The 21,855-nt window shown below is 32.2% G+C and carries 25 protein-coding genes and 1 pseudogene; 17 read left to right on the top strand and 9 right to left on the bottom strand.

Going from position 1 to position 21,855, the window contains the following annotated elements; genetic code table 11:
• Nucleotides 1-652: T9SS type A sorting domain-containing protein (locus AB8B90_RS12385; RefSeq protein ID WP_405337336.1), on the top strand; the 652-nt coding region annotated here is incomplete at its 5' end.
• Nucleotides 653-726: 74 nt separating this feature from the next.
• Here the strand turns inward: AB8B90_RS12385 and AB8B90_RS12380 are convergent.
• Nucleotides 727-1,122, bottom strand: coding sequence for a hypothetical protein (locus AB8B90_RS12380; RefSeq protein ID WP_405337334.1), 396 nt, complete (start codon nt 1,120-1,122; stop codon nt 727-729).
• 114 nt (nt 1,123-1,236) lie between these two features.
• Here AB8B90_RS12380 and AB8B90_RS12375 point away from each other — a divergent pair, with 114 nt between their 5' ends.
• Nucleotides 1,237-1,680, top strand: coding sequence for an Lrp/AsnC family transcriptional regulator (locus AB8B90_RS12375; protein WP_405337332.1), 444 nt, complete (start codon nt 1,237-1,239; stop codon nt 1,678-1,680).
• Here the strand turns inward: AB8B90_RS12375 and AB8B90_RS12370 are convergent, their stop codons facing one another.
• The 3 genes from AB8B90_RS12370 to AB8B90_RS12360 are packed head-to-tail and all read right to left on the bottom strand — an operon-like array spanning nt 1,681 to nt 4,020.
• Nucleotides 1,681-2,427 (bottom strand): DJ-1/PfpI family protein, encoded by a 747-nt coding sequence (locus AB8B90_RS12370; RefSeq protein ID WP_405337330.1) that lies wholly within the window; start codon nt 2,425-2,427, stop codon nt 1,681-1,683.
• Between the two features lies 1 nt (nt 2,428).
• The gene (locus AB8B90_RS12365; protein ID WP_405337328.1) at nt 2,429-2,806 is read right to left on the bottom strand and encodes a VOC family protein; all 378 of its coding nucleotides are present in this window, start codon (nt 2,804-2,806) and stop codon (nt 2,429-2,431) included.
• The gene (locus AB8B90_RS12360; protein ID WP_405337326.1) at nt 2,806-4,020 is read right to left on the bottom strand and encodes an MDR family MFS transporter; all 1,215 of its coding nucleotides are present in this window, start codon (nt 4,018-4,020) and stop codon (nt 2,806-2,808) included. Before AB8B90_RS12360 ends, AB8B90_RS12365 begins: the two co-directional genes overlap by 1 nt.
• A 228-nt stretch (nt 4,021-4,248) precedes the next feature.
• Between AB8B90_RS12360 and AB8B90_RS12355 the strand changes: the two genes are divergently transcribed.
• On the top strand, nt 4,249-4,851 hold the full coding sequence (locus AB8B90_RS12355) for a DUF1684 domain-containing protein (protein ID WP_405337324.1): 603 nt from the start codon (nt 4,249-4,251) through the stop codon (nt 4,849-4,851).
• A 4-nt stretch (nt 4,852-4,855) separates the two neighbouring features.
• Here the strand turns inward: AB8B90_RS12355 and crcB are convergent, their stop codons facing one another.
• From crcB to AB8B90_RS12340, 3 genes are all read right to left on the bottom strand, one after another.
• Entirely contained in the window at nt 4,856-5,221 is a 366-nt protein-coding gene (gene crcB / locus AB8B90_RS12350; RefSeq protein WP_405337338.1) for a fluoride efflux transporter CrcB, read from the bottom strand.
• Nucleotides 5,222-5,223: 2 nt separating this feature from the next.
• Nucleotides 5,224-6,243 carry a GyrI-like domain-containing protein gene (locus tag AB8B90_RS12345; protein WP_405337322.1) on the bottom strand — a complete coding sequence of 340 codons (1,020 nt, stop codon included), beginning with the start codon at nt 6,241-6,243 and terminating at the stop codon, nt 5,224-5,226.
• A gap of 128 nt (nt 6,244-6,371) precedes the next feature.
• Nucleotides 6,372-7,688: a DUF5723 family protein gene (locus AB8B90_RS12340; protein ID WP_405337320.1), complete on the bottom strand. Its 1,317-nt coding sequence runs from the start codon at nt 7,686-7,688 to the stop codon at nt 6,372-6,374.
• A 423-nt stretch (nt 7,689-8,111) separates the two neighbouring features.
• On the opposite strand from AB8B90_RS12340, the gene AB8B90_RS12335 reads away from it, so the two are divergent.
• Entirely contained in the window at nt 8,112-8,498 is a 387-nt protein-coding gene (locus tag AB8B90_RS12335) for a hypothetical protein (RefSeq protein WP_405337318.1), read from the top strand.
• A 29-nt stretch (nt 8,499-8,527) separates the two neighbouring features.
• Here the strand turns inward: AB8B90_RS12335 and AB8B90_RS12330 are convergent, their stop codons facing one another.
• Complete coding sequence (locus tag AB8B90_RS12330; RefSeq protein WP_405337316.1) at nt 8,528-9,601, bottom strand: branched-chain amino acid aminotransferase; 1,074 nt, start codon at nt 9,599-9,601, stop codon at nt 8,528-8,530.
• Nucleotides 9,602-9,720: 119 nt separating this feature from the next.
• Here AB8B90_RS12330 and AB8B90_RS12325 point away from each other — a divergent pair, with 119 nt between their 5' ends.
• Genes AB8B90_RS12325 through AB8B90_RS12310 form a run of 4 tightly spaced genes read left to right on the top strand, consistent with a single transcriptional unit; the run spans nt 9,721 to nt 12,318 of the window.
• On the top strand, nt 9,721-10,233 hold the full coding sequence (locus tag AB8B90_RS12325) for a DUF4920 domain-containing protein (protein WP_405337314.1): 513 nt from the start codon (nt 9,721-9,723) through the stop codon (nt 10,231-10,233).
• Complete coding sequence (locus AB8B90_RS12320) at nt 10,233-10,679, top strand: hypothetical protein (protein ID WP_405337312.1); 447 nt, start codon at nt 10,233-10,235, stop codon at nt 10,677-10,679. Before AB8B90_RS12325 ends, AB8B90_RS12320 begins: the two co-directional genes overlap by 1 nt.
• Nucleotides 10,680-10,681: 2 nt before the next feature.
• Nucleotides 10,682-11,356, top strand: a complete 675-nt coding sequence (gene mnmD / locus AB8B90_RS12315) for a tRNA (5-methylaminomethyl-2-thiouridine)(34)-methyltransferase MnmD (RefSeq protein ID WP_405337310.1) — start codon at nt 10,682-10,684, stop codon at nt 11,354-11,356.
• A 53-nt stretch (nt 11,357-11,409) separates the two neighbouring features.
• Nucleotides 11,410-12,318 carry a TIGR01777 family oxidoreductase gene (locus AB8B90_RS12310; RefSeq protein WP_405337308.1) on the top strand — a complete coding sequence of 303 codons (909 nt, stop codon included), beginning with the start codon at nt 11,410-11,412 and terminating at the stop codon, nt 12,316-12,318.
• Nucleotides 12,319-12,369: 51 nt separating this feature from the next.
• On the opposite strand, the gene AB8B90_RS12305 is transcribed toward AB8B90_RS12310, so the two are convergent.
• Complete coding sequence (locus tag AB8B90_RS12305; protein ID WP_405337306.1) at nt 12,370-13,041, bottom strand: YceI family protein; 672 nt, start codon at nt 13,039-13,041, stop codon at nt 12,370-12,372.
• A gap of 154 nt (nt 13,042-13,195) precedes the next feature.
• Between AB8B90_RS12305 and AB8B90_RS12300 the strand changes: the two genes are divergently transcribed.
• From AB8B90_RS12300 to AB8B90_RS12260, 9 genes and pseudogenes are all read left to right on the top strand, one after another.
• Complete coding sequence (locus tag AB8B90_RS12300) at nt 13,196-13,732, top strand: nucleotide exchange factor GrpE (protein ID WP_405337304.1); 537 nt, start codon at nt 13,196-13,198, stop codon at nt 13,730-13,732.
• A 45-nt stretch (nt 13,733-13,777) separates the two neighbouring features.
• Nucleotides 13,778-14,905 carry a molecular chaperone DnaJ gene (gene dnaJ, locus AB8B90_RS12295; protein ID WP_405337302.1) on the top strand — a complete coding sequence of 376 codons (1,128 nt, stop codon included), beginning with the start codon at nt 13,778-13,780 and terminating at the stop codon, nt 14,903-14,905.
• A gap of 275 nt (nt 14,906-15,180) precedes the next feature.
• Nucleotides 15,181-16,107, top strand: coding sequence for an ABC transporter ATP-binding protein (locus AB8B90_RS12290; RefSeq protein ID WP_405337300.1), 927 nt, complete (start codon nt 15,181-15,183; stop codon nt 16,105-16,107).
• Nucleotide 16,108: 1 nt separating this feature from the next.
• Nucleotides 16,109-17,422, top strand: coding sequence for an ABC transporter permease (locus AB8B90_RS12285; protein WP_405337298.1), 1,314 nt, complete (start codon nt 16,109-16,111; stop codon nt 17,420-17,422).
• Between the two features lie 2 nt (nt 17,423-17,424).
• Nucleotides 17,425-18,306 carry a mechanosensitive ion channel family protein gene (locus AB8B90_RS12280; RefSeq protein ID WP_405337296.1) on the top strand — a complete coding sequence of 294 codons (882 nt, stop codon included), beginning with the start codon at nt 17,425-17,427 and terminating at the stop codon, nt 18,304-18,306.
• A gap of 86 nt (nt 18,307-18,392) precedes the next feature.
• On the top strand, nt 18,393-19,217 hold the full coding sequence (locus AB8B90_RS12275) for a DUF6268 family outer membrane beta-barrel protein (protein WP_405337294.1): 825 nt from the start codon (nt 18,393-18,395) through the stop codon (nt 19,215-19,217).
• A gap of 2 nt (nt 19,218-19,219) precedes the next feature.
• Nucleotides 19,220-20,383 (top strand): sigma-54-dependent transcriptional regulator, encoded by a 1,164-nt coding sequence (locus AB8B90_RS12270; protein WP_405337292.1) that lies wholly within the window; start codon nt 19,220-19,222, stop codon nt 20,381-20,383.
• Nucleotides 20,384-20,395: 12 nt separating this feature from the next.
• Complete coding sequence (locus tag AB8B90_RS12265; protein WP_405337290.1) at nt 20,396-21,274, top strand: PPK2 family polyphosphate kinase; 879 nt, start codon at nt 20,396-20,398, stop codon at nt 21,272-21,274.
• Between the two features lie 72 nt (nt 21,275-21,346).
• Nucleotides 21,347-21,855 (top strand): annotated as a pseudogene (locus AB8B90_RS12260) (peptidase M28 family protein); the annotation flags it as partial.

Genomic DNA, 21,855 nt, shown 5'->3' with positions numbered 1-21,855 from the left:
TTATGGATATAAAATCATAAAAAACAATGACGAAATATGTGTTTTAGGAAAAGTCTCAAACAATGGAGAAGCTATGTCTACTTCAGAATTTACAAGTAGTGATAATATAAATTATAATTTAACCATATCAGCAGACGATTATTTCATTTCGATATATGATGAAGATGGTGTTTTATTGCGTCTTTTCAGTAACGGAAGTAATAACGGAAATACATTGCGACACTCTGGAGAAATTGACTTTTTTAAAGGCGAAGGTGATTTTTACTTCTCAAGTATGAATATCTGGTTTTTTAATGGAGCAGATGATTTTGATACTTTTGGAATGACTATTCCCCAAGTTGAAGGTGAAACAGAGGGATTAATTACTCGTTTTACTGAAGATGATGGTATCGTTCACTATAGAAATAGTCTTTCTGTTGCTGACTATGAAACTTCTAAATTTAAGGTATATCCAAATCCGGCACAAACGGAAGTGTTTATAAAAACCGATGTGCCAATTAACAAAGTTTCAGTGTATAGTATTCAAGGACAAAAAGTATTCGAAAGTAGTCGCTCTAATATAAATGTAGAACACTTGTCTAGTGGGTTGTACTTTATAAAAATTGAAGGTGCTAACAATACTGCAGAGGTCAAGCAATTTATTAAAGAATAAAGTTTGACGTCTATAAAATGAACTTTTAAATAAAAGATCATTAAAAATTCTGATAGTAAAGTGTGTGCTTAAACCTAAAGCGTCATCATCCAAGTGCGTTGTAAACGCTTGAATTTTTTTAATTCACTTTGAAGTATTGGTAGATAATCTTTACCGTTGCTGTCACAATGTTGTAATCTATTACAATTTAAATGTAAGCGGTGTACTAATCTCTCTAAAGAAGCAAAGTGCTTATGTTTTTTTTCTGAAAAGCGTTCGGCTTGTGCTTTTTCAATTTCAGGAGCTAAAGATTCAGATTGTTGAACAATATCACCAGAAAAATAAATGTCAATATCTTCAGTGCCATCAGATCTTAAATACGATAAATCTTGACCTATGTATGTAGAAATGCTTCTTGAGAGGACAAGAATATCCATAGCCTTTTGATATATAGGCAGTTCAGATAAATGAGATGGGATGTGATAATTCATTTTTAATAGCAATTGTAACAAAATTAGTGACAACTATTTAAAATATACTTTAGATATTAAAGTAAAAATGTATATTTGATTTAATTATTAATGTATATTCTAATAATACTTTAAATGAATATTGATAATCTGAATTGGAAGATTTTAAAATGTCTGCAAACTAATGCACGACAATCTAATGCTGAAATTGGACGGCAAGTTGGTATTAGTTCACCTGCTGTTTCAGAGCGTATCAAAAAGATGGAAGATGCTGGGATTATTCAGAGTTACAATACTTTAGTAAGTCCGTTTGAGGTTGGTTATCAACTTAAGGCATTAATAACACTTCGCGCTTTTATGGGAATGCTGAAACCTTTTTTGGAAAAAGTTAAAACTTATAACGAAGTGATTAATTGTTACAGAATTACTGGAAATGAAAATATTGTTATGGAAGTTGTTCTAAAAAATCAGCAGCATTTAGAATCTTTTATTGATCAACTCATTGTCTATGGTGAAACTAAAACACAAATTGTTTTATCTCATGTTATTAAACATAGTGAGGTAAAGCCTTTAAGGTAATTACTCAATGATAAGGTGAGGCACTTCTTGTAGTTGCCAATCAATCACCAAACCACTTGCTAAACTTTCAGCAATTTCTTTTCCGTAAAGATACTCACATAAGTACAGCGCAGCTTCAAATGATTTTGCGCCTCCTGCTGAGGTAATGTATTTCCCGTCGTGAACAAACAACACATCTTTTCTAATGTCTAGTTTTGGAAAGCGTTTTCTCATGATGTCAATATCGCTAGGAAAGGTTGTAGAAACTGCATTATCAAGCAATCCTGATTTGGCTAATACAAATGCACCATCACAATGCGATGTAACAAATTGGGCGTTTTTATCGACTTGTTTTACAAAGTTAAGCATCGCTTCATCATTTAAGTCTGTATCTAAATGATGTTCTGCGCTAGGAACAACAAGAATATCAATCTTAGGTAAGTCATCTGTTAAGTAATTAAAGTCTGGAATAATTCGCATGCCTTCAAAGGACAAAATCGGATTATCAGTATTGGCAACAGTAAAGACATTCATAGCTTTAATACTATCTCTAAATATAGTATGCTGAAAAATATCAAACGGAGCAGTTAGTTCTGTATTATAAACCCCATCCATAATAAGAAAACCAACATTATATCTATTGGGTTTTAATTTTGGGAATTCTTTTTCCTCAAACGCAACATCCTCATTTAAAGTCTCTTTTTTTTCTTCGGAAGAATTACAACTCACGAAAAAAAGGAAAGCAAAAATTATTAGTATTTGTTTCATATTAATTAATTCGCCAAGGCGGATTTTTTCTGTTTTTACCAGCTTTATATAAGATGATATGATTTCCATCTAAATCATTCAGATGTGCTTCGCGCCATAACCAATCTTTATCTTCAAGTTCTGAAGTAAATATAATTCCTTTTTGTTGAAGTTGACACACTAAGTCGTCAAGATTGTCATTCTCAAAATAGATAGAAATGCCACTGCCTTTTGGTAGCTCATCTACCTTATGAATAGAGAAGGTTGCGTCTCCATCAGGACATTCAAATCGCACATATCTTGGTAAAGCATTTACTATCAATTTTAAGCCTAAAGTTTTATAAAACCCAACAGCCTTTTTGACATCTAGTGATGGTATGGTAATTTGATTTAAGTTCATTATAAATTATTTTTAATTCGTTTGTGTAACCAGATGGATAATAAAACAGCAACTGTTCCGTAAGCTCCTGTAACTAACCAATTAATTTGATAACCAAAATTTTCTACAATACTTAGTCCAATTTTGGGGCTAAACGTATGCGCTAACGAAAAGGCAATAGCAAACAAAGCCATATAGCTTCCTTCTAAACCTTCTTTAGCTCTATTAAGCGCAAATTTATTAGTGTATGGGAAACCTAGCATTTCTCCAATGGTCATCATAACCATATGAATAATAAGAATACCTATCCAAAAATTCTCGAAAATCACAAAGAAACTCAAAGCCATAAATAGTGAAGCGACTAGGATATGCTTAGTCATTGGAATAAATTGTTTTTCTAAGTAATTAATCAGAGGCATTTCAAACACGACAATTATTCCAATATTTATGACCCAAAATAAACCAATTTGAAATTCATTTAAATTGAAAACCTCGTTATAATATACAGGTATTGTAACAACAAGTTGAAAAAATGCCATTCCTATAAAAAAACAGATACCAACAAATATCCAATAGGTAAAGTCTTTGTAAACAATATTCTTATCCTTTTTCTCAATGACTTCTTCAGTTGGTTCTATATGGTCTCTTTTAGGAGCTTTAACTAAATAATAAAACAACGATACGGCAATAATACAGGTAATTCCATCAATCCAAAATAATATATTATAACCTTGAGTTACAATAATTAAACCGGCTACTGTTGGTCCGATTCCCATTCCAGCATTAATTGCCAAACGAATTAAGGCAAGAGAGCGTGTTTGATTTTCTGGTTTGCTATATACTTTGAGCGATACATAAATAGCAGGACGAAATGCGTCTGCGATGGTCATAAGAATTAATATACCAAAGCACAATCCCCAAAATGATGTGATAAATTGTAAGCCAATAAAACAAAGCCCTGTTGAAAAAAGACTTAGTATCATTACTCTATAAAATCCAATTTTATCGGTTAGTTTTCCACCAAGCCAACCACCAATAACAGAGCCAATACCAAAGCATACAAAAATCCATCCAGCATCATCTTTACTAAAATTAAGAGCATTGATAAAGTACAGTGATAAAAACGGAATCACCATAGTTCCTGTTCTATTAATAAGTGTAATTAATGCGAGGTACCAGACCTCTTTTGATAAGCCTTGAAAGGATTCTATATAGTTTTTAAAAAGCGATTTCATTTTGGTTGTTGTATAAAAGTAAAAAGTCCGACGATACCGTCGGACTTTTTATGATTGATTAGTAATATATTTATATTATCATAGCATATGGTAAGTCCGACTCTTGACACAAGAGGTCTGTCTTTTGGTATATGTTACGACGCAATTTTGCATGGTTTATTTTTTATTTACAGCCAAATCTATGAAAAAAAGCTTTAAGTTGTATTTTTGAAACAGAAATCTATACTTATGAAATCCTTTTTAGCAGTACTCATTTTGATAAGCACATTAAGTTGTGCACAAGAAAAAAAGCCAATTTCTGGAGACACTGAATTTCAGCGAGAGCTAAATGCAGAGTATAAAGATGCCACAAGTTCCCCATTAAAAGATAAAGATCGTAAGCATTTTGAAGGCTTAGACTTTTTTAAATTTGATTCTTCTTTCGTGGTTAAAGCTCAGTTAAAGAGAACTCCAGGTACTGAATGGTTCGATATGAAAACAACAACGAGCCGTGTGTCTCCTGAGCGTATATATGGAATCTTGTCTTTTAAAATTAAAGGTGAGACCTTTTCTTTAAATGTTTACCAAGGTAAGGATCTTATAAAGCGTGAAGGCTTAGAAGATTACTTATTTCTTCCCTTTTTAGATGATACGAATGGCGAAGAGAGTTATGGTGGTGGCCGTTATATTGATTTAAGAATTCCTGAGGGTGATACAATTGAAATAGATTTTAACAAAGCATATAATCCTTATTGCGCTTATAATGATAAATATTCTTGTCCGATTGTTCCTAGAGAAAACTATATTGCTTTAAATGTTAGAGCAGGAGTAAAGGCTTTTGATAAACATTAGATGTTTATTTTACGAGATACATTCCGAAGAACACAGCCAAGAAACCTATAATAAAACTTGCTATAGTATAAATAGCAAATGAGGTGAAATCTCCTGTTTTTAAAAACACATGGTTCTCGTAAGCAAAAGTTGAAAATGTAGTAAAGCCACCGCAAAATCCTGTAGCAAGTAATAAAGTTTGATTAGATGTCAATGTATCATTTTTGGCAGCCATTCCGAGAATGATTCCTATTAGCAGACTGCCAATAATATTTGCTGCAAAGGTTCCATAAGGAATACCATTTTCTGTATTATTTAATAATTTACCAATAAGATAGCGAAGTACACTTCCGAATCCACCTCCAACAAAAACAAGTAATAGCTGTTTGATCATTATTTGATGGCGATATAGATTTCAGTTATCCAATCTGCAGGATTTGGAGTATCCATAGGATCTGTGAGGTAAGACTCAATCATTGGTCCGCTGTCAATCATTTCTAAATTATTAGTTTGTATGTAAGACATGGTTTTGTCCCAGGCTTCTTTCAGGTTTTCATAATCTCCATTAAGAATCGTTTTTACTGCTTTAAAAGACTCTAATTGTCCGGTAAGCACTTCAGGTTCAGTAGTTTCAAATCTCGATGATGTAGGAACTGCACAAGAAAACATTACTGTATTATTTGCTTCATCCCATTTATGATAAATTACGAAAGGACTTCCAGCCATTTTAATATTATTTGCTATTGCATAACCTCCGATTTTAGGAAACATCTCTTGCATTTTAACTTTAAAATTGTCCATTTTGCAAGAAGTTGTATTGTAAAGGTAAAATCCGCCGCTATGTTGTGTTTCACCTTCAACAGATACAGAATAACGTTTCATATCAGCAACTAAAACACTATCTAACATCTCAAGACCACGTTCATAATGTGGACCTATGAGTTTTTCCATGCCACCCATAACTGTGGTGTAAGCTTTAAATCCAAACGGCAAATCTTTACCATCAATAGTCCAAGTTACATCAGTCGTCCCATTTTCATTAGGTTTGAAATGCCAATTAACAGTGTTTATGGGGAAGTCAGCAAATTGCATTTCTTGCTTAATGGATGCATTTAGTTTTGTGTCTACAGTTTTCATTGTACCAATACCATCTTCATCTTCCCAAGTATAAGAGCCTCCTATACCTTTAGTTTTATCTGATAGTGTAATTACAGTTTCAGGTTTTTCTTCAATCCAAGACGACCATGCTTCCCAGTTTTTAAAATCAATAACATTATTATAAACTACTGGAGTTGGGGCTTTTAAGGTTTTAGTGCGCTCTACATGAAAAGAATTTGGTTGAACAGCAATGTATATTGCCAACCCTATAATAAGGATTAAGATTAAAAATAAAATGTATTTAAACGCTTTCATCTTCAGAGTATTTGGATTGTATAATCAAATATACTCAATTTAAGTAAAGCCATTACGAAATGATTATTTGGATTGAGAAGTCTTAGGTTTTATGTTTATGCAGTTCACAAAGCAATAAGTTATAGGTGTTACTTTCGGTATATTGGAACTTTTAGTCCTACAAATACATCTGTTGATTTTGAACTATCTGAAATAAGATTGCTAAAAACAGAACCAGATCCTACACTCAATGGACCTATTCTAAAGCCGCCTCCAAAAGCAAAATCTCCATATTGTCTGAAGCTAAAAGGTGTATAGAAACTAAACCATTTAGTTTCTAATCGAGGCGCAATAGTAACTGTGTTTACAATGGAACTTGCAAGCTCATTATCTTTTTTCACCATAGAAAGATTAGCTTGAGCACTAATCAGCCATTTGTTTGCAATTCTATAATCTACTAAAACATGTAATGCTGTAGGTAATTGTATTTTTGTGTCTTCTATAGTTTCTGTTCCATTATAATTGTTTTCAAGAAACTCTTCTAAGTCTTCAAAACTTGAAGCATCTACAACACTATTCATATTATAAGATGTGCGTTCGGCATCTTTGTAGTTAATAGATCCAATGTCTGAAACAGAGACACCAACTTTTAGCTTGTATTGATCTCTATATATAGGAATACTATCATTTGCTCTATTTGGATGCCACTGATATGTAAAACCTAAATCCATTCCGAAGCCAGAAGTTAAATCCTCAGTATCTAAATCATCTGAATCAAAGCCTACAGTGGTGCCATAGTTAAGTTCACCTTGAGTTACTAATGTCTGGTTTGATTGAGTATATTGACCAACTAAGCCAGGACTATTAGCAAATAAAGCACCACCACCTTGAAGGTACTTAAGTGTAACACCTCCTTTTAAAATATGATGCTGTTTATCCATTAAAATTCTTCCATATGCTACCCCAATTTCACCCCAGACATGAATAGTTCCATTTAAATTTTGAGAATCAAAAATTATATCACTATCAGTTTCAAATTCTTCTTCAATAGCTTCAAATAACTCACCGTTAATATCATTTAAATTGAAAAACGAACGTCCTCTTGTGATAATTCCTATACTACTTTTTTTGTTGATGTTAAACATAAATGAAGGACCTAAAACATCTGCATTAAGAAAAAAGTTATTACTATCGCTTAGAAATCGTTCAGAATCGTCATCATCATCAAAACTATCACTTATGATATTACCAATATTAACTCCAAAATAATCACTTCCTCCAAATGCACTTATTGAAAGAAGATTGACATCAGTTTTAAAATTCGAACCAACAATATTTGAAGGATTATAAGAAACACTATGAATTCCTGAGTAGTTGTCTACATTGTAGCCAATATAGCTTTGAGAATAGCTATTATTAAAAAATAACATTGTAAATGTGAAAAAAAATAGTTTAGGTAGTTTCATTATAAAAGGTTGTAGTTAGTATAAATTCTAATAGCAAACGAGAAGGAAACTCTATTTGCTATTTTCAACCTAAATTAAGAAAAAAAATAATACTGTTGTAAAAAGATAGGTTTAATAGAGTTAAGACTCTATACAAATATGAACTTTATAGTTGCGATGAAAGCAATAAAAGAAACAAAAGCAATTAAAATCCACAAGCTACCTCTGTAATATTTTTGGTGGAGTTTAAAATCTTTTCTGTATGCAAAAAAGATTACAGCTATAAATACTATCGCAAATAAAATTCCGAAAATCAATTGACCGTTACTAAACATATAGCTATTTTTATGCAAAAATAAATAATACAATTACAAAATTCTTATAAAACTAGGTTAATGTTTATGAATTTTTAATAAGTAACAGTAACACAATAATATACTAAAAATGAAAAATAAAATTGAAGCTGTAAAAGCATTTCATACAGCGTTTAAAATTGGTCATAGAGAAACACCTAAAGCAGATTTAGGTATTGATAAAAATATGTTGCGTTATAAACTAATGAGAGAAGAGAATGAAGAATACCTTGAGGCTGCAAATGACAATGATTTGGTTGAAGTAGCTGATGCTTTGGGAGATATGCTTTATATTCTATGTGGTACTATTATAGAACACGGATTGCAGTATAAAATTGAAGAAGTTTTTGATGAAATTCAACGTAGTAACATGAGTAAATTAGGTGAAAATGGTGAGCCTATTTATAGGGAAGACGGTAAAGTACTAAAAGGACCAAATTATTTTAAACCTAAGATAAAAGAAATATTAGAATCATAAAAAAAAAGAAGCCTGATGGCTTCTTTTTTTTATTTTATTTCGTATCTCCAATTATGCTTGTCTTCTGCTAAGTTATGCTGAATGTTTAACATGTTTTGTTTTAGAATACTTGAATATGAATGTTCATTGATTTCTGGAAGATTATATTCTGTGCCAGCATATTCAAATGCTGAAATCGGACTAATTACTGCAGCTGTTCCAGCTCCAAAAATTTCTTTTAAAGTTCCACTCTTTGAAGCTTCAATGATTTCATTGACTTTAATAGGTCTAACTTCACAATTAATGTGGTTGTCACTAGCTAACTGGATCAGACTTTTTCGTGTCACACCATCTAAAATACGATCACTAGTTGGAGCTGTAATTAGTGTGTCTCCAATTCTGAAGAATACGTTCATAGTTCCAGCCTCTTCAAGAAAAGTATGTGTATCAGCATCTGTCCAAATCACTTGCTGGTATCCTTTTTCTTGAGCAAGATTTGTTGGGTAAAATTGAGCAGCATAATTCCCTGCTGCTTTTGCAAACCCAACACCACCATTTGCAGAACGACTAAATTCTTCCGCAATTAAAACTTTTACTGTGCCTTTATAGTATGCTTTTGCTGGAGAGCATATAATCATAAACCTGTAATTTTGTGAAGGAGCAGCAGCTATAGCAGAGTCTGTTGCAATTACAAATGGTCTTATATACAATGAATTTCCTTTTCCTGATTGAATCCAATCTTTATCTAAATTTAATAAGGTTGTTAAACCTTCAAAGAAGTATGATTCTGGGAATTCTGGAATAGCTAATCGTTTTGCCGATTTATTTATTCGAGCAAAATTTTCTTGTGGTCTAAATAAAAACACACCTCCATCATCATCTTTATAAGCTTTCATACCTTCAAAGACAGCTTGTCCGTAATGAAATACTCGAGCTGATGGGTCAATGGTCATAGGACCATAAGGTTCTATTTTGGGTTGTTGCCATTCACCATCTATAAAATCGCAGTAAAACATATGATCTGTAAATGTGCGACCAAATGAAAGATTATCAAAATCCACATCATGAATTTTAGAAGTTTCCCTTTTTACTATATCGATTTCGTAAGTTGAGATTTTTGTCATTTTTATTTGAAAATTTGATTATGCAAAATTAGGCATTTCAGCTTTAAAAACGTACAAAAATCAGCTAAAAAATACGTACCTTTGTAACTCAATCTATTTATCTAAAAATCAAACAAATTATGAAACGCATTTTTTTACTTTTAATAATGATAACCATTGCTTTTTCATGTAAAAACGAAAACACGCAAGCTGAAGAAAACAAGGATATTGCAGAGGTGCAAGAAATCTCATACAGTTCTTTCGGAAATAAAATTGACGATACTGAAGCTATTTCTGCTAAAAAAATGGCAACTCGTTTTGAAAGCATGAGTATTGGTGATTCTATAAATACCAAAATGGTTGCTAAAGTTGATGAAGTATGTCAAGCTAAAGGATGTTGGATGAAAGTCAATCTTGAAAATGGCGAGCAGGTAATGGTGAAATTTAAAGATTACGGTTTTTTTATGCCTAAAGACATTGCAGGAAAAGAGGTGGTTCTTAATGGTAAAGCTTTTGTTAATGAGGTACCAGTTGATGAACAACGTCACTATGCTGAGGATGCAGGAAAATCTGCTGAAGAAATTGCTAAAATAACAGAGCCTAAAAAGACTTTTTCATTTGTGGCTGATGGTGTATTGTTAAAAGAAGAGTAATGCTGAAACATTTTGGGTATTTCATATTAATTATATCACTTTTTAACTGTAATTCTGCAGAAAAGGAAGAGAAAGCTGTTACAATTGTAGATGGTACAGAACGTTATGATGTGTATCAAGGTTCAGAAATGGCTAATTTGATGAAAGGCATGTATGCTTATAATATGCAACTCAAGCAGGAAGTTATTGATGGTAAAATAGTGTCTGAATTCCCAGAGGAGTTTTTAAAGATTCATACTGCTAAATTTTCTGAGTCTAAATCAAGAAATCAAACCTTCGATCATTATTCAGGAAAGTTTATTGAGGCTCAAAAATTAGTGTTTTCTGAGGACTCAAATACACCGCTCAAAGAACGATTCAATAATGGAATTAACTTATGCATTACATGTCATCAAACTGAATGTACTGGTCCAATTCCTAAGATTAAAAAATTACTTATTAAGTAGCCTTGCAACGTAAAATAATCACCACAGCAGATGGTTCTAAAACCATTCAAATTGAAGACTGGAACGAACAATACCATTCTGTTCATGGTGCTGTACAGGAAGCAAATCATGTTTATATCAAACATGGCTTGCTTTTTTTTATAGAAGAATATGCTTCAAAATATAATTCAATTGCCATTCTTGAAATTGGTTTTGGAACAGGTTTAAACGCGATTCTTACCTTATTGAGTTCTGAAAAGCTCAACTTAAATATCAATTATTTTGGTGTTGAAGCTTATCCTGTATCTTCTGATGAATTACAACATTTAAATTATTCTGAAATTTTAGATATTACAGATAATTCATTTCAAAGTATTCATAATTGTGATTGGGAATCAACACATCATATATCAAAACACTTTAGCTTAACAAAACTGAAAAAACTATTTAATGATATTAATGATGTTAATTGTTATGATATCATTTATTTTGATGCTTTTGGTGCTAGAGTTCAACCAGAATTATGGACTGAAGCTCTTTTTAAAAAAATGTATGCTGCCTTAAAGCAAAATGGAGTCTTGGTTACCTATTCTTCAAAGGGAACCGTTAAACGTGCTCTTAAAGCTGTAGGTTTCACAATTGAACGTTTAGATGGTCCTCCAGGAAAACGCCATATGCTCAGAGCAATTAAACGTTAAACCATTCATAAATATTAGTTGTAGGATTAGAGTTTCACTAACTTTGTATTGCAATGAAAACAGTCTTAATAACAGGAGCTACGGGATTAATCGGACAAGAAATTGTTAAGGTTTGTCATGACAATAAATGGGTAGTTCACTACTTAACAACTTCTAAACAAAAACTGTCTAAAGAAGATAATTATAAAGGCTTTTATTGGAATCCTAAAACCAAACAGATTGATACAACTTGTTTTGAAGGTGTGGATGCCATAATAAACTTAGTTGGTGCCACTATTTCAAAGCGATGGACTTCAGATTATAAGAAAGAAATTATAGCAAGTAGAACTGATACTGCCTCCTTATTATTTGATACTATAAAAACTAATCATATTGTTATAAAACAATTTGTTTCAGCAAGTGCTATCGGGATCTATCCTAGTTCTCAGACTAATTACTACGAAGAAGATTTTCAAAATAAATCCGATTCTTTTTTAGGACAAGTGGTTGATAAGTGGGAAGACGCTATAGATCATTTCTCAACTTTGGGAATTACAGTCTCGAAAATTAGAATTGGTTTGGTGCTTTCAGAAAAAGGCGGAGCTTTACCAGAGATCACGAAGCCAATACGATTTGGAGCAGGTGCTGCATTTGGTGATGGACAACAATGGCAATCATGGATTCATATTGAAGATTTAGCACAACTTTTTGTTTATGCAATTAACAATAATTTAGATGGTATTTATAATGGTGTTGCACCAAACCCAGTAAGTAATTTGGAATTAACAAAAACTGCAGCTAGAGTTTTGAATAAGCCACTTATACTACCAAACATTCCAAAATTCGCAATGAAACTTATACTTGGTGAAATGCATATTCTATTATTTGAAAGTCAACGTGTAAGTTCTCAAAAAATAGAAAATGCAGGTTTTAATTTTAAACATCATCATTTAGAACCTGCGCTACAAACTTTATTGTATTAAAAAAGCCACTCAGTACAGAATGGCTTTAGTAATTTTCATAAACGCTAAAATCTAAGATTTCTTCGCTTTGATGTTAATTTGTAGCTGTATATCATCATTTATAAAACGATCACCTAAGTTGTCAAAAATTGATTTAGAACCATAATTTACATTCCATTTAGTTCTATCAATTGTAAATGGCTCACTTTTTATCGTCATTTGATCATTTTCGTTTGTTATAGTAATTGGAAAAGAAATATTGTGTTTTTGTTCTTTAATTGTCAAATTGCCTGATAACTTAGTATAACCATCATCTGAGGGATCAGTACTTGTGATTTCAAAAGCAGCCGTTGGGAATTTACTAACATCAAAAAAGTGGTCTTCTTTTCCTTCAACAGTACCTTTCAAATGGGCTTCAAGATCTTCTTTACCATCTCCACTTTCTAAATCAGTTACTGTGATACTTTTCATATCAATTAAAAAAGTACCACTTTGTAATTTACCATCTTCTGTTTTAAGAACACCACTCTCAAGACTGATAGTCCCATTATGACTCCCAGTTGGTTTGAAACCTTTCCATTCTATAGAAGATTCAGAAGTGCTTACAGTGAATTTGTCAGAAGTATTTTTGCTAACAGCTGCAGCTTCAGCGTCTCCTGTATTTGCTTCTTCAGCTTTGTCTTTGCATCCAACAATTGAAAATGTAAATAGTAGCGATAATACAATTGGTAATATGTTTTTCATCTTTTAATAAAGTTTTAGTGTTAATTGTTCAAAAATAATCATTTATGAAGAGACCTCAAACTGAATATTTTTTTGATGACATTTTGACATTTTAACAATAATGGCAGTACTTTTGCCAATCTTGAATCGAAGATTTACTAAAAATGACCAAATAATGGGTAAAAAAGATAAAAAAGAAGCTGTAAAAGATGCAGAATTGAATGACTCAACTGCTAACGAAACTCAAGTAGAAGAGGTATCTGTTGAAGAACAACTAAAAGAAGAATTAAGTAAAGAAAAAGACAAGTTCTTACGTTTGTTTGCTGAATTTGAAAATTATAAAAGAAGAACTTCTAAAGAACGTGTTGATTTGTTCAAAACCGCAAGCGAAGATGTCATGTTGGCAATGCTTCCAGTATTAGATGACTTTGAACGTGCATTAACTCACATTGAAGATGATAAAGAGGCGGAAGAATTGAGAAAGGGTGTGCTACTTATCTATAATAAATTACTAAACACGCTCAACCAAAAAGGATTGCAGAAGATGGAAGTTAATGCAGGAGACGTTTTTGATGCAGATTTACACGAAGCCATTACACAAATACCAGCGCCAACAGACGATTTAAAAGGTAAAATTGTTGATGTTGTTGAAAAAGGGTATAAGCTTGGAGAAAAAGTTATACGTTTCCCAAAAGTGGTGATTGGACAATAAAAATTAATTTAAAAAATCTGTTTTTTTAAAGACAGCTAGATTGACATGGCAAAAAGAGATTATTACGAGATATTAGGTATTGACAAAAATGCGTCTGCTTCAGAGATAAAAAAGGCATATCGTAAGATGGCAATTAAGTTTCATCCAGATAAGAATCCTGACGATAAAGATGCTGAAGCAAAGTTTAAAGAAGCTGCTGAAGCATACGAAATATTGAGTAATGCTGACAAAAAAGCTAGATACGACCAGTTTGGTCATCAAGCATTCGATGGTGCTGGTGGCTTTGGTGGAGGCGGAATGAATATGGATGATATATTCAGTCAGTTTGGAGATATTTTCGGAGGTGCATTCGGAGGCGGAGGAGGTTTCTCCGGTTTTGGAGGTGGTTTTGGTGGCGGACAAAGACGTGTTAAAGGAAGTAATCTTCGTATTCGTGTGTCATTGTCCTTAGATGAAATTGCAAATGGTGTTGAAAAGAAAATTAAAGTAAAACGTAAAGTTCAAGCTCCAGGTACTACTTATAAAACTTGTAGTACATGTAATGGAGCTGGTCAAGTGACAAGAGTAACCAATACAATATTAGGTAGAATGCAAACAGCATCTGCTTGTCCTACTTGTGGAGGAGCTGGACAAAGTATTGATAAAAAACCTAGTGATGCTGATGCTCAAGGATTAAAAGTTCAAGAGGAAACGGTCTCAGTAAAAATACCTGCTGGAGTTGTTGATGGTATGCAATTAAAAGTGACAGGAAAAGGTAATGATGCGCCTGGAAATGGCGTCTCTGGAGATTTATTGGTTGTTGTCGAAGAAAAAGAGCATGACACACTTCAGCGTGAAGGTGATAATTTGCATTATGATTTGTATATAAGTTTGCCTGATGCTGTTTTAGGAACATCTAAAGAAATAGATACTGTTACAGGTAAAGTGAGAATAAAGGTAGAAGCAGGTGTTCAATCTGGTAAAATTTTACGTTTGCGAGGCAAAGGTATTCCAAGTATAAACGGTTATGGCACAGGTGATTTGCTGGTTCATGTTAATGTTTGGACACCCAAAACATTAAGTAAACAACAAAAGGAATTTTTTGAAAGTATGAAAAATGACGAACATTTCAATCCGAAGCCAGAAAGTAGCGATAAATCATTTTTTGAAAAAGTTAAAGATATGTTTTCATAAAGAAACATATTTTAATAAAAAACACTATATTTGAATATCACTAATTCATATTAGTGGTAATTTTTCTTTTTCATAGCAATTTTTTCCCATCCTTAATTTATTAAGGGTGGGTTTTGTTTTTTAAAGCATACTTAACATGTGTGTTAAGAATTCTGCGAATTCTAACTGTTATCACTTTGAGTAAAAAAGTTAAAAAATAGTTTACATAAGCACTTAAATCATTGTTAACTTTTTATCTTTACACGTTTCGAAATTTAACCTTTCAATTTTTATTTATGAATAACCTATTAGTTGCTGATACAGTGTCTAAAAGCTTTGGAGATTTTAAAGCTCTTAATGCAGTATCTGTTTCAGTTCCGAAAGGAAGTATTTTTGGATTATTAGGTCCTAATGGAGCTGGTAAAACAACACTAATTCGTATTATCAACCAAATTACAATGCCAGATACTGGTCGTGTTCTTTTAGATGGTGAACCTTTAAAGTCTGAACACATTCAAAATATTGGCTATCTGCCTGAAGAACGAGGATTGTATAAGTCAATGAAAGTTGGTGAACAGGCTTTGTATCTAGCTCAACTTAAGGGATTGACTAAACATGAGGCTAAAAAGCGCTTAAAGTATTGGTTCGATAAATTAGAAATTGGCGATTGGTGGAACAAAAAAATTCAAGAACTTAGTAAAGGTCAAGCTCAGAAAATTCAATTTATAGTAACTGTCCTTCATCAACCTAAATTATTAATTTTTGATGAACCGTTTTCAGGTTTTGATCCAATTAATGCTAATTTAATAAAAGATGAAATTCTTCAGCTAAGAGATGAAGGTGCAACGGTTATTTTTTCAACGCATCGTATGGAATCTGTTGAAGAACTTTGCGATCATATAGCTTTAATTCACAAATCGAATAAGGTGTTGGATGGTAAATTAACTGATATAAAGCGTGAGTTTAAAACGAATACTTTTGAAGTTGGTTTACAAACTAATAACATTGAAAGTGTTTCAAATGCAATAAAAGAGAAATTCGAAATATTTCCAGCGACTTTCAGGAATTTAAATGACGATTTGAAGTTGAACATAAAATTAAATGCGAATGATTCGTCTAACGATTTGTTATCTTTTTTAACGTCTAAAGCTGAAGTCCATCATTTTGTTGAGGTGATACCTAGCGCAAACGATATTTTTATTCAAACTGTAAAAAATAATTAAGATGAATCATTTGCCACTCATTATAAAAAGAGAATACCTAACCAAGGTTAAGAACAAATCGTTTATCATTATGACGTTTGTAAGTCCTTTAATTATGGTTGCTTTAATTGCGGTTGTTGCGTATTTATCACAACTTAATAATGATAAAGATCGTAGTATTTCAGTCTTAGACGAAACAGGTGTTTTAAGTGAAATATTTGTCGATACTGAGCATACAAAGTATACGATTTTAACCAATGAAAGTTTAGAGTCTGCTAAGGCTATTGTTAAAACAAATGAGGACTTTGGTCTACTTTATATCGAAAAAAGCGCAGATATTGTAAATGTGTTACCAGCAGTTAAGTTTTATTCTGACGAATCACCTTCATTGTCTATAATATCTAGTTTAGAACGAAAAATTGAAAAACAATTATCTGATACTAAGTTAGAAAGTGATGGTGTTGATATAGAAAAAATACAAGCTGCCAAAACCAATATCAATATTACACAAGAAACTTTTTCAGGTGAGAAAACATCTAAAATTGACAGCTATTTTAAATTAGCATTTGGTGGCGCAGCTGGTTACATGTTGTTTATGTTTATTATCATTTATGGTAATATGATTATGCGAAGTGTTATTGAAGAAAAAACAAGTAGAATTATTGAAGTTATTATTTCTTCAGTTAAACCTATTCAGCTTATGATGGGAAAAATAATTGGGACATCTTTGGCTGGAATCACTCAATTTGCAATTTGGGTAATTCTAGGGAGTGTTTTGATGTTAGTGTTGTCTACTATTTTTGGAATAAGCATGACTGAAATGCAAACCCCTCAGCAAGAAATGATGAATCAAGCTATGCAAAATCCTGAAGTCGCAAACGAAATGGAATTAGCGATTCAGTCATTTTATAATTTACCCATTGGAAATCTAATCATAGCCTTTATGTTCTTTTTTATTGGAGGTTACTTGCTCTATAGTTCTTTGTATGCAGCAGTTGGTGCTGCTGTAGATAATGAAACAGATACCCAACAATTTATGATGCCAATTTTGATGCCGCTAATACTAGCAGTATATGTTGGGATTTTTACAGTTATCGAAGATCCTCATGGAACAGTGTCAACGGTGTTTTCATTTATACCATTTACATCACCTGTAGTAATGTTAATGCGAATTCCTTTTGGAGTTCCAATTTGGCAGCAAGTATTGTCCTTTTTAATTTTAGTTTGCACATTTGTTTTTACAGTATGGTTTGCAGCTAAAATTTATCGTGTTGGTATTTTGATGTACGGAAAGAAACCAAGCTATAAAGAACTATTTAAATGGATTAAATATTAATTGTGATTCAAGAGTTATCTAACATAGAAGATAAGATTACAGAAAGTGGAGCTTGGGAGAAAACTAAAGAATTTCTCAATATGCATCTCGATATTTCTGAAAAGATCAGTATTTCTATTTTAGATGTATTAGTTGTAATCACTGTAATTTTTATTACGTCTATTGTTTTAAAATTAGTGCTTAGAGCGTTTACTAGAAACCTGCCTCGAGAAGATAAAGGTAAGTTTAATGTTGCTTATAGTTACTTCCGTTGGCTTATTTATCTTGTTATTTTATTGATAACATTACACTCAGTTGGTGTGGATGTTACTGCTGTTTTTGCTGCTTCTGCGGCTTTATTGATTGGAATAGGTTTAGCGTTGCAAACGTTGTTTCAAGATATAATTTCTGGAGTTTTTATACTTATAGATCAATCTGTTCATGTTGGTGATATTATAGAACTTGATGGTAAGGTTGGTCGAGTTGAAGAGATTAAATTGCGAACAACCAGAGCAGTTACAATTGATAATAAAGTATTGGTTATACCTAATCACCTGTATTTGGAAAATAGCTTGTACAATTGGACACAAAATGGAACAATTACTAGAGAGAGTATTTCTGTTGGCGTTGCTTATGGTAGTGATGTTCAGTTGGTTAAAAAATTATTATTACAAGCAGCAAGTACACATCCAGATGTAATTAGCACTCCCGAACCTATTGTATTGTTTACTAATTTTGGAGAAAGCTCTCTTGATTTTAAGCTTGTATTTACTATAAATGATAGTTTTAAAGCAGTGTTTCCTAAAAGTGATATTCGATTTGAAATCGATAAATTATTCAGAGAGCATAACGTTTCTATACCATTCCCTCAAAGAGACATTCATATCAAACAACAACCACAATAATTAAAAAACAGAATTCTAATTTGTTCATGCCTATTAAGTCTCGTGATATTTTTTTATTAATAATAATTTGTTCATTTGCAAACGTGATGTTAGCTCAACTCACAGACTTGGCAAGATTAGAATATTCTTTTATACCCAAAAGTAAATCAGAAGATCAATACACGAGACTGAGAGCTGCTTTTAATTACCCAATTAAAACAAAAGAAGATTGCTATTTTGTTGTAGGTGTAGAGTATAATAACATCATCCTTAATTTAAATGATGATTATCCTTTTGATAATTCTCTTTTAGAAGCGTTGAATATTATTGATTTGAATCTAGGTTATACATTCAAAACAAGTGAGGACTGGCGAATTGGTCTAAACCTTAATCCTAGAATTGCATCTACTTTAGTATCAGCAATAACATCTGAAGATATTTTTTTAAATGGAGGTGTGTTTGTAATTAATGATAAAACTAAAGACAAGGAGTTAAAGCGACCATATCGTTTAGTTTTAGGTTTAACTTACAACGCAACAACTGGAATCCCTTTCCCTCTTCCTTTTGTAAGTTATTACAGAAGAGTAAATGAAGACTGGTCTTTCTCTGTTGGTGTGCCAAAATCAAATGTTAAATATTTTTTTAATAAAAAGCATATGATACAAACTTTTGTTACTCTTGACGGATATTATGCTAACTTACAAGAGGAATTAATAATAAATGGCAAGCAAGTTGATAATATATCATTGTCTGTAATGGTTGGAGGAGTTGGATATGAGTATTTACTTACCAAGCATTTAGTAGCATTTGCGTATACAGGATATACATTCCGATTAAACAATGTTTTAAGAGATGAAAATAGAGATGAAGTTTTTAGATTAGATGATTTAAATTCATTTTATTTAAGAACAGGAATTAAATTTAAAATATAAATATGTCAAAGATTTTAGTTATTGAAGATGAAGCAGCAATCAGAAGAGTATTAGTTAAAATTCTTTCTGAAGAAAGCGACAATTATAAAGTAGAAGAGGCTGAAGATGGTCTTGCCGGAATTGAAAAAATTAAAAAGGAAGATTTCGATTTAGTTCTCTGCGATATAAAAATGCCTAAAATGGATGGTGTTGAAGTTTTAGAAGCTGCTAAAAAAATCAAACCAGAAATTCCTATGGTTATGATATCTGGTCACGGAGATTTAGATACAGCAGTAAATACAATGCGTTTAGGTGCTTTTGATTATATTTCAAAACCACCAGATTTAAATAGATTATTAAACACTGTTCGTATTGCGCTAGACACCAAAACCCTTGTTGTAGAGAATAAAATGCTTAAAAAGAAAGTAAGCAAAAAGTATGAAATGATTGGTGATAGCGATGCAATTTCTCATATTAAAGATATGATAGAAAAAGTGTCAGCCACAGATGCTAGAGTTTTAATTACAGGTCCGAACGGAACAGGTAAAGAGCTTGTTGCACATTGGTTACATCAAAAAAGTGCACGTTCAAAAGGACCATTAATTGAAGTTAATTGTGCTGCAATTCCTGCAGAATTAATTGAAAGTGAACTGTTTGGTCATGTTAAAGGTGCTTTTACGAGCGCTGTAAAAGATAGAGCTGGCAAATTTGAAGCTGCTAATAGCGGAACCATTTTTTTAGATGAAATTGGAGATATGAGTCTTTCTGCACAAGCTAGAGTATTGAGAGCTTTACAGGAAAATAAAATTCAGCGAGTAGGTAACGATAAGGATATTAAAGTTGATGTTCGTGTCGTCGCAGCAACAAATAAAGACCTTAAAAAGGAGATTGCTGAAGGTCGTTTTAGGGAAGATTTATACCACAGATTAGCGGTAATTTTAATTAAAGTTCCTGCATTAAACGATAGACGCGAGGATATTCCATTATTAATTAACCACTTTACATCCAAAATTGCTGAAGAACAAGGAACTGTTAAAAAAGAGTTTTCAGATAAAGCCATTAAATTGCTACAAGACTATGACTGGACAGGTAATATTCGTGAATTACGTAATGTTGTTGAACGTCTGATTATTCTAGGAGATGAAGAAGTAAGTGAAAAAGACGTTAAATTATTCGCGTCAAAATAAACACAATAGCAGATGAAAGATATTAAAATTGAAGATTTCAAAGTAATTGAAAATATTCAGTTGCAAAACATTCCTACAACTTTTGATTTAGGTGCTGATAAAAAAACCATTGAAAATGAATTAGAAGATGTTCGAGAAAAACTTGGTGATTTTCAAAACACCATTTATGCACATGGTAAATATGCAATCTTAATTTGTATTCAAGGTATGGATACTGCTGGTAAAGATAGCATGATAAGAGAAGTGTTTAAAGATTTCAATACCAGAGGAATAGTTGTTCATAGTTTTAAAGTACCTACAGAATTAGAACGAAATCATGATTACCTATGGAGGCATTATATTGCGTTGCCAGCTCGTGGGAAATTTAGTGTGTTTAATAGAACACATTATGAAAATGTACTAGTAACTAGAGTGCATCCTGGATATATTTTAGGTGAAAACTTACCAGATGTAAAATCTATTGACGATGTTAATGATGCGTTTTGGGATAAGCGTTTTAAACAGATTAATGACTTTGAAAATCACATTGCTCAAAACGGAACTGTTATTTTTAAATTTTTCCTTCATTTGTCTAAAGAAGAACAGAAGCATCGCTTATTACGTCGTTTAGAAAAACCAAGTAAAAACTGGAAGTTTTCTCCAGGCGATTTAAAAGAGCGTAAACTTTGGGATAAATATCAAGAATGTTATGAAGATGCTATAAATAGAACTTCTAATTCTCATGCGCCGTGGTTTACTATTCCAGCAGATGACAAGCCTACAGCGCGATATATCGTGGCTAAAATTTTATACGATACACTTATTCAATATAAAGATATTGTAGAGCCAGAGCTTGATGCTGATATTAAAGGTAATTTAGATATGTATATCAAAGCACTAGAAAACGAGTAGTTTTTTATGATTTAATTGTAAATCTTCATTGTTTAAAATAGTATATTTAGCTTCGATAATTAAAATCTCCTTATGAAGCGAATAGTTCTATTACTATCTATTGTAATCACATTTCAAATTTCAGCACAAACTGATGCTGAAAACCTCAAAAAAATTTATGATAACACCCTAACAAATGGTATGGCTTACCAATGGTTAGATCACTTGTCTAATCAAATTGGTGGTCGTCTTTCAGGTTCTTTAAATGCCGAAAAAGCGGTTCAATATACCAAAGAAGAGTTTGAGAAATTAGGCTTAGATAAAGTATGGCTACAACCTGTAATGGTGCCACGTTGGATAAGAGGAGCACCTGAGTTTGCATACATAGAGACCTCACCAGGAAAAACAACAAGCGTTAATATTTGTGCTCTTGGAGGTTCGGTGGCGACTCCAGCTGGAGGTATAAAAGCTAATATTATTGAAGTTGGCACGTATAAAGATTTAGAAACCCTTGGTGAAGCAAAAATTAAAGGTAAAATAGTCTTTATAAACAGACCAATGCAAGCTAATTTAATTAATACATTTGAGGCTTATGGTGGTTG

This window comes from Psychroserpens sp., from assembly GCF_045105015.1.
Taxonomy (GTDB): domain Bacteria; phylum Bacteroidota; class Bacteroidia; order Flavobacteriales; family Flavobacteriaceae; genus Psychroserpens.
This window is presented reverse-complemented; position numbering and strand designations above follow the sequence as displayed.

Excerpts from the sequence above, each read along its gene's own strand:
- AB8B90_RS12360 (WP_405337326.1), bottom strand. The coding sequence starts at position 4,020 with ATGAAATCGCTTTTTAAAAACTATATAGAATCCTTTCAAGGCTTATCA.
- AB8B90_RS12310 (WP_405337308.1), top strand. The coding sequence starts at position 11,410 with ATGAAAACAGTCTTAATAACAGGAGCTACGGGATTAATCGGACAAGAA.
- AB8B90_RS12330 (WP_405337316.1), bottom strand. The coding sequence starts at position 9,601 with ATGACAAAAATCTCAACTTACGAAATCGATATAGTAAAAAGGGAAACT.
- AB8B90_RS12345 (WP_405337322.1), bottom strand. The coding sequence starts at position 6,243 with ATGAAAGCGTTTAAATACATTTTATTTTTAATCTTAATCCTTATTATA.
- AB8B90_RS12340 (WP_405337320.1), bottom strand. The coding sequence starts at position 7,688 with ATGAAACTACCTAAACTATTTTTTTTCACATTTACAATGTTATTTTTT.
- AB8B90_RS12365 (WP_405337328.1), bottom strand. The coding sequence starts at position 2,806 with ATGAACTTAAATCAAATTACCATACCATCACTAGATGTCAAAAAGGCT.
- AB8B90_RS12305 (WP_405337306.1), bottom strand. The coding sequence starts at position 13,041 with ATGAAAAACATATTACCAATTGTATTATCGCTACTATTTACATTTTCA.
- dnaJ (WP_405337302.1), top strand. The coding sequence starts at position 13,778 with ATGGCAAAAAGAGATTATTACGAGATATTAGGTATTGACAAAAATGCG.
- AB8B90_RS12375 (WP_405337332.1), top strand. The coding sequence starts at position 1,237 with ATGAATATTGATAATCTGAATTGGAAGATTTTAAAATGTCTGCAAACT.
- AB8B90_RS12300 (WP_405337304.1), top strand. The coding sequence starts at position 13,196 with ATGGGTAAAAAAGATAAAAAAGAAGCTGTAAAAGATGCAGAATTGAAT.
- AB8B90_RS12335 (WP_405337318.1), top strand. The coding sequence starts at position 8,112 with ATGAAAAATAAAATTGAAGCTGTAAAAGCATTTCATACAGCGTTTAAA.
- AB8B90_RS12380 (WP_405337334.1), bottom strand. The coding sequence starts at position 1,122 with ATGAATTATCACATCCCATCTCATTTATCTGAACTGCCTATATATCAA.
- AB8B90_RS12270 (WP_405337292.1), top strand. The coding sequence starts at position 19,220 with ATGTCAAAGATTTTAGTTATTGAAGATGAAGCAGCAATCAGAAGAGTA.
- AB8B90_RS12275 (WP_405337294.1), top strand. The coding sequence starts at position 18,393 with ATGTTAGCTCAACTCACAGACTTGGCAAGATTAGAATATTCTTTTATA.
- AB8B90_RS12265 (WP_405337290.1), top strand. The coding sequence starts at position 20,396 with ATGAAAGATATTAAAATTGAAGATTTCAAAGTAATTGAAAATATTCAG.
- AB8B90_RS12320 (WP_405337312.1), top strand. The coding sequence starts at position 10,233 with ATGCTGAAACATTTTGGGTATTTCATATTAATTATATCACTTTTTAAC.
- AB8B90_RS12285 (WP_405337298.1), top strand. The coding sequence starts at position 16,109 with ATGAATCATTTGCCACTCATTATAAAAAGAGAATACCTAACCAAGGTT.
- AB8B90_RS12325 (WP_405337314.1), top strand. The coding sequence starts at position 9,721 with ATGAAACGCATTTTTTTACTTTTAATAATGATAACCATTGCTTTTTCA.
- AB8B90_RS12290 (WP_405337300.1), top strand. The coding sequence starts at position 15,181 with ATGAATAACCTATTAGTTGCTGATACAGTGTCTAAAAGCTTTGGAGAT.
- AB8B90_RS12370 (WP_405337330.1), bottom strand. The coding sequence starts at position 2,427 with ATGAAACAAATACTAATAATTTTTGCTTTCCTTTTTTTCGTGAGTTGT.
- AB8B90_RS12355 (WP_405337324.1), top strand. The coding sequence starts at position 4,249 with ATGAAATCCTTTTTAGCAGTACTCATTTTGATAAGCACATTAAGTTGT.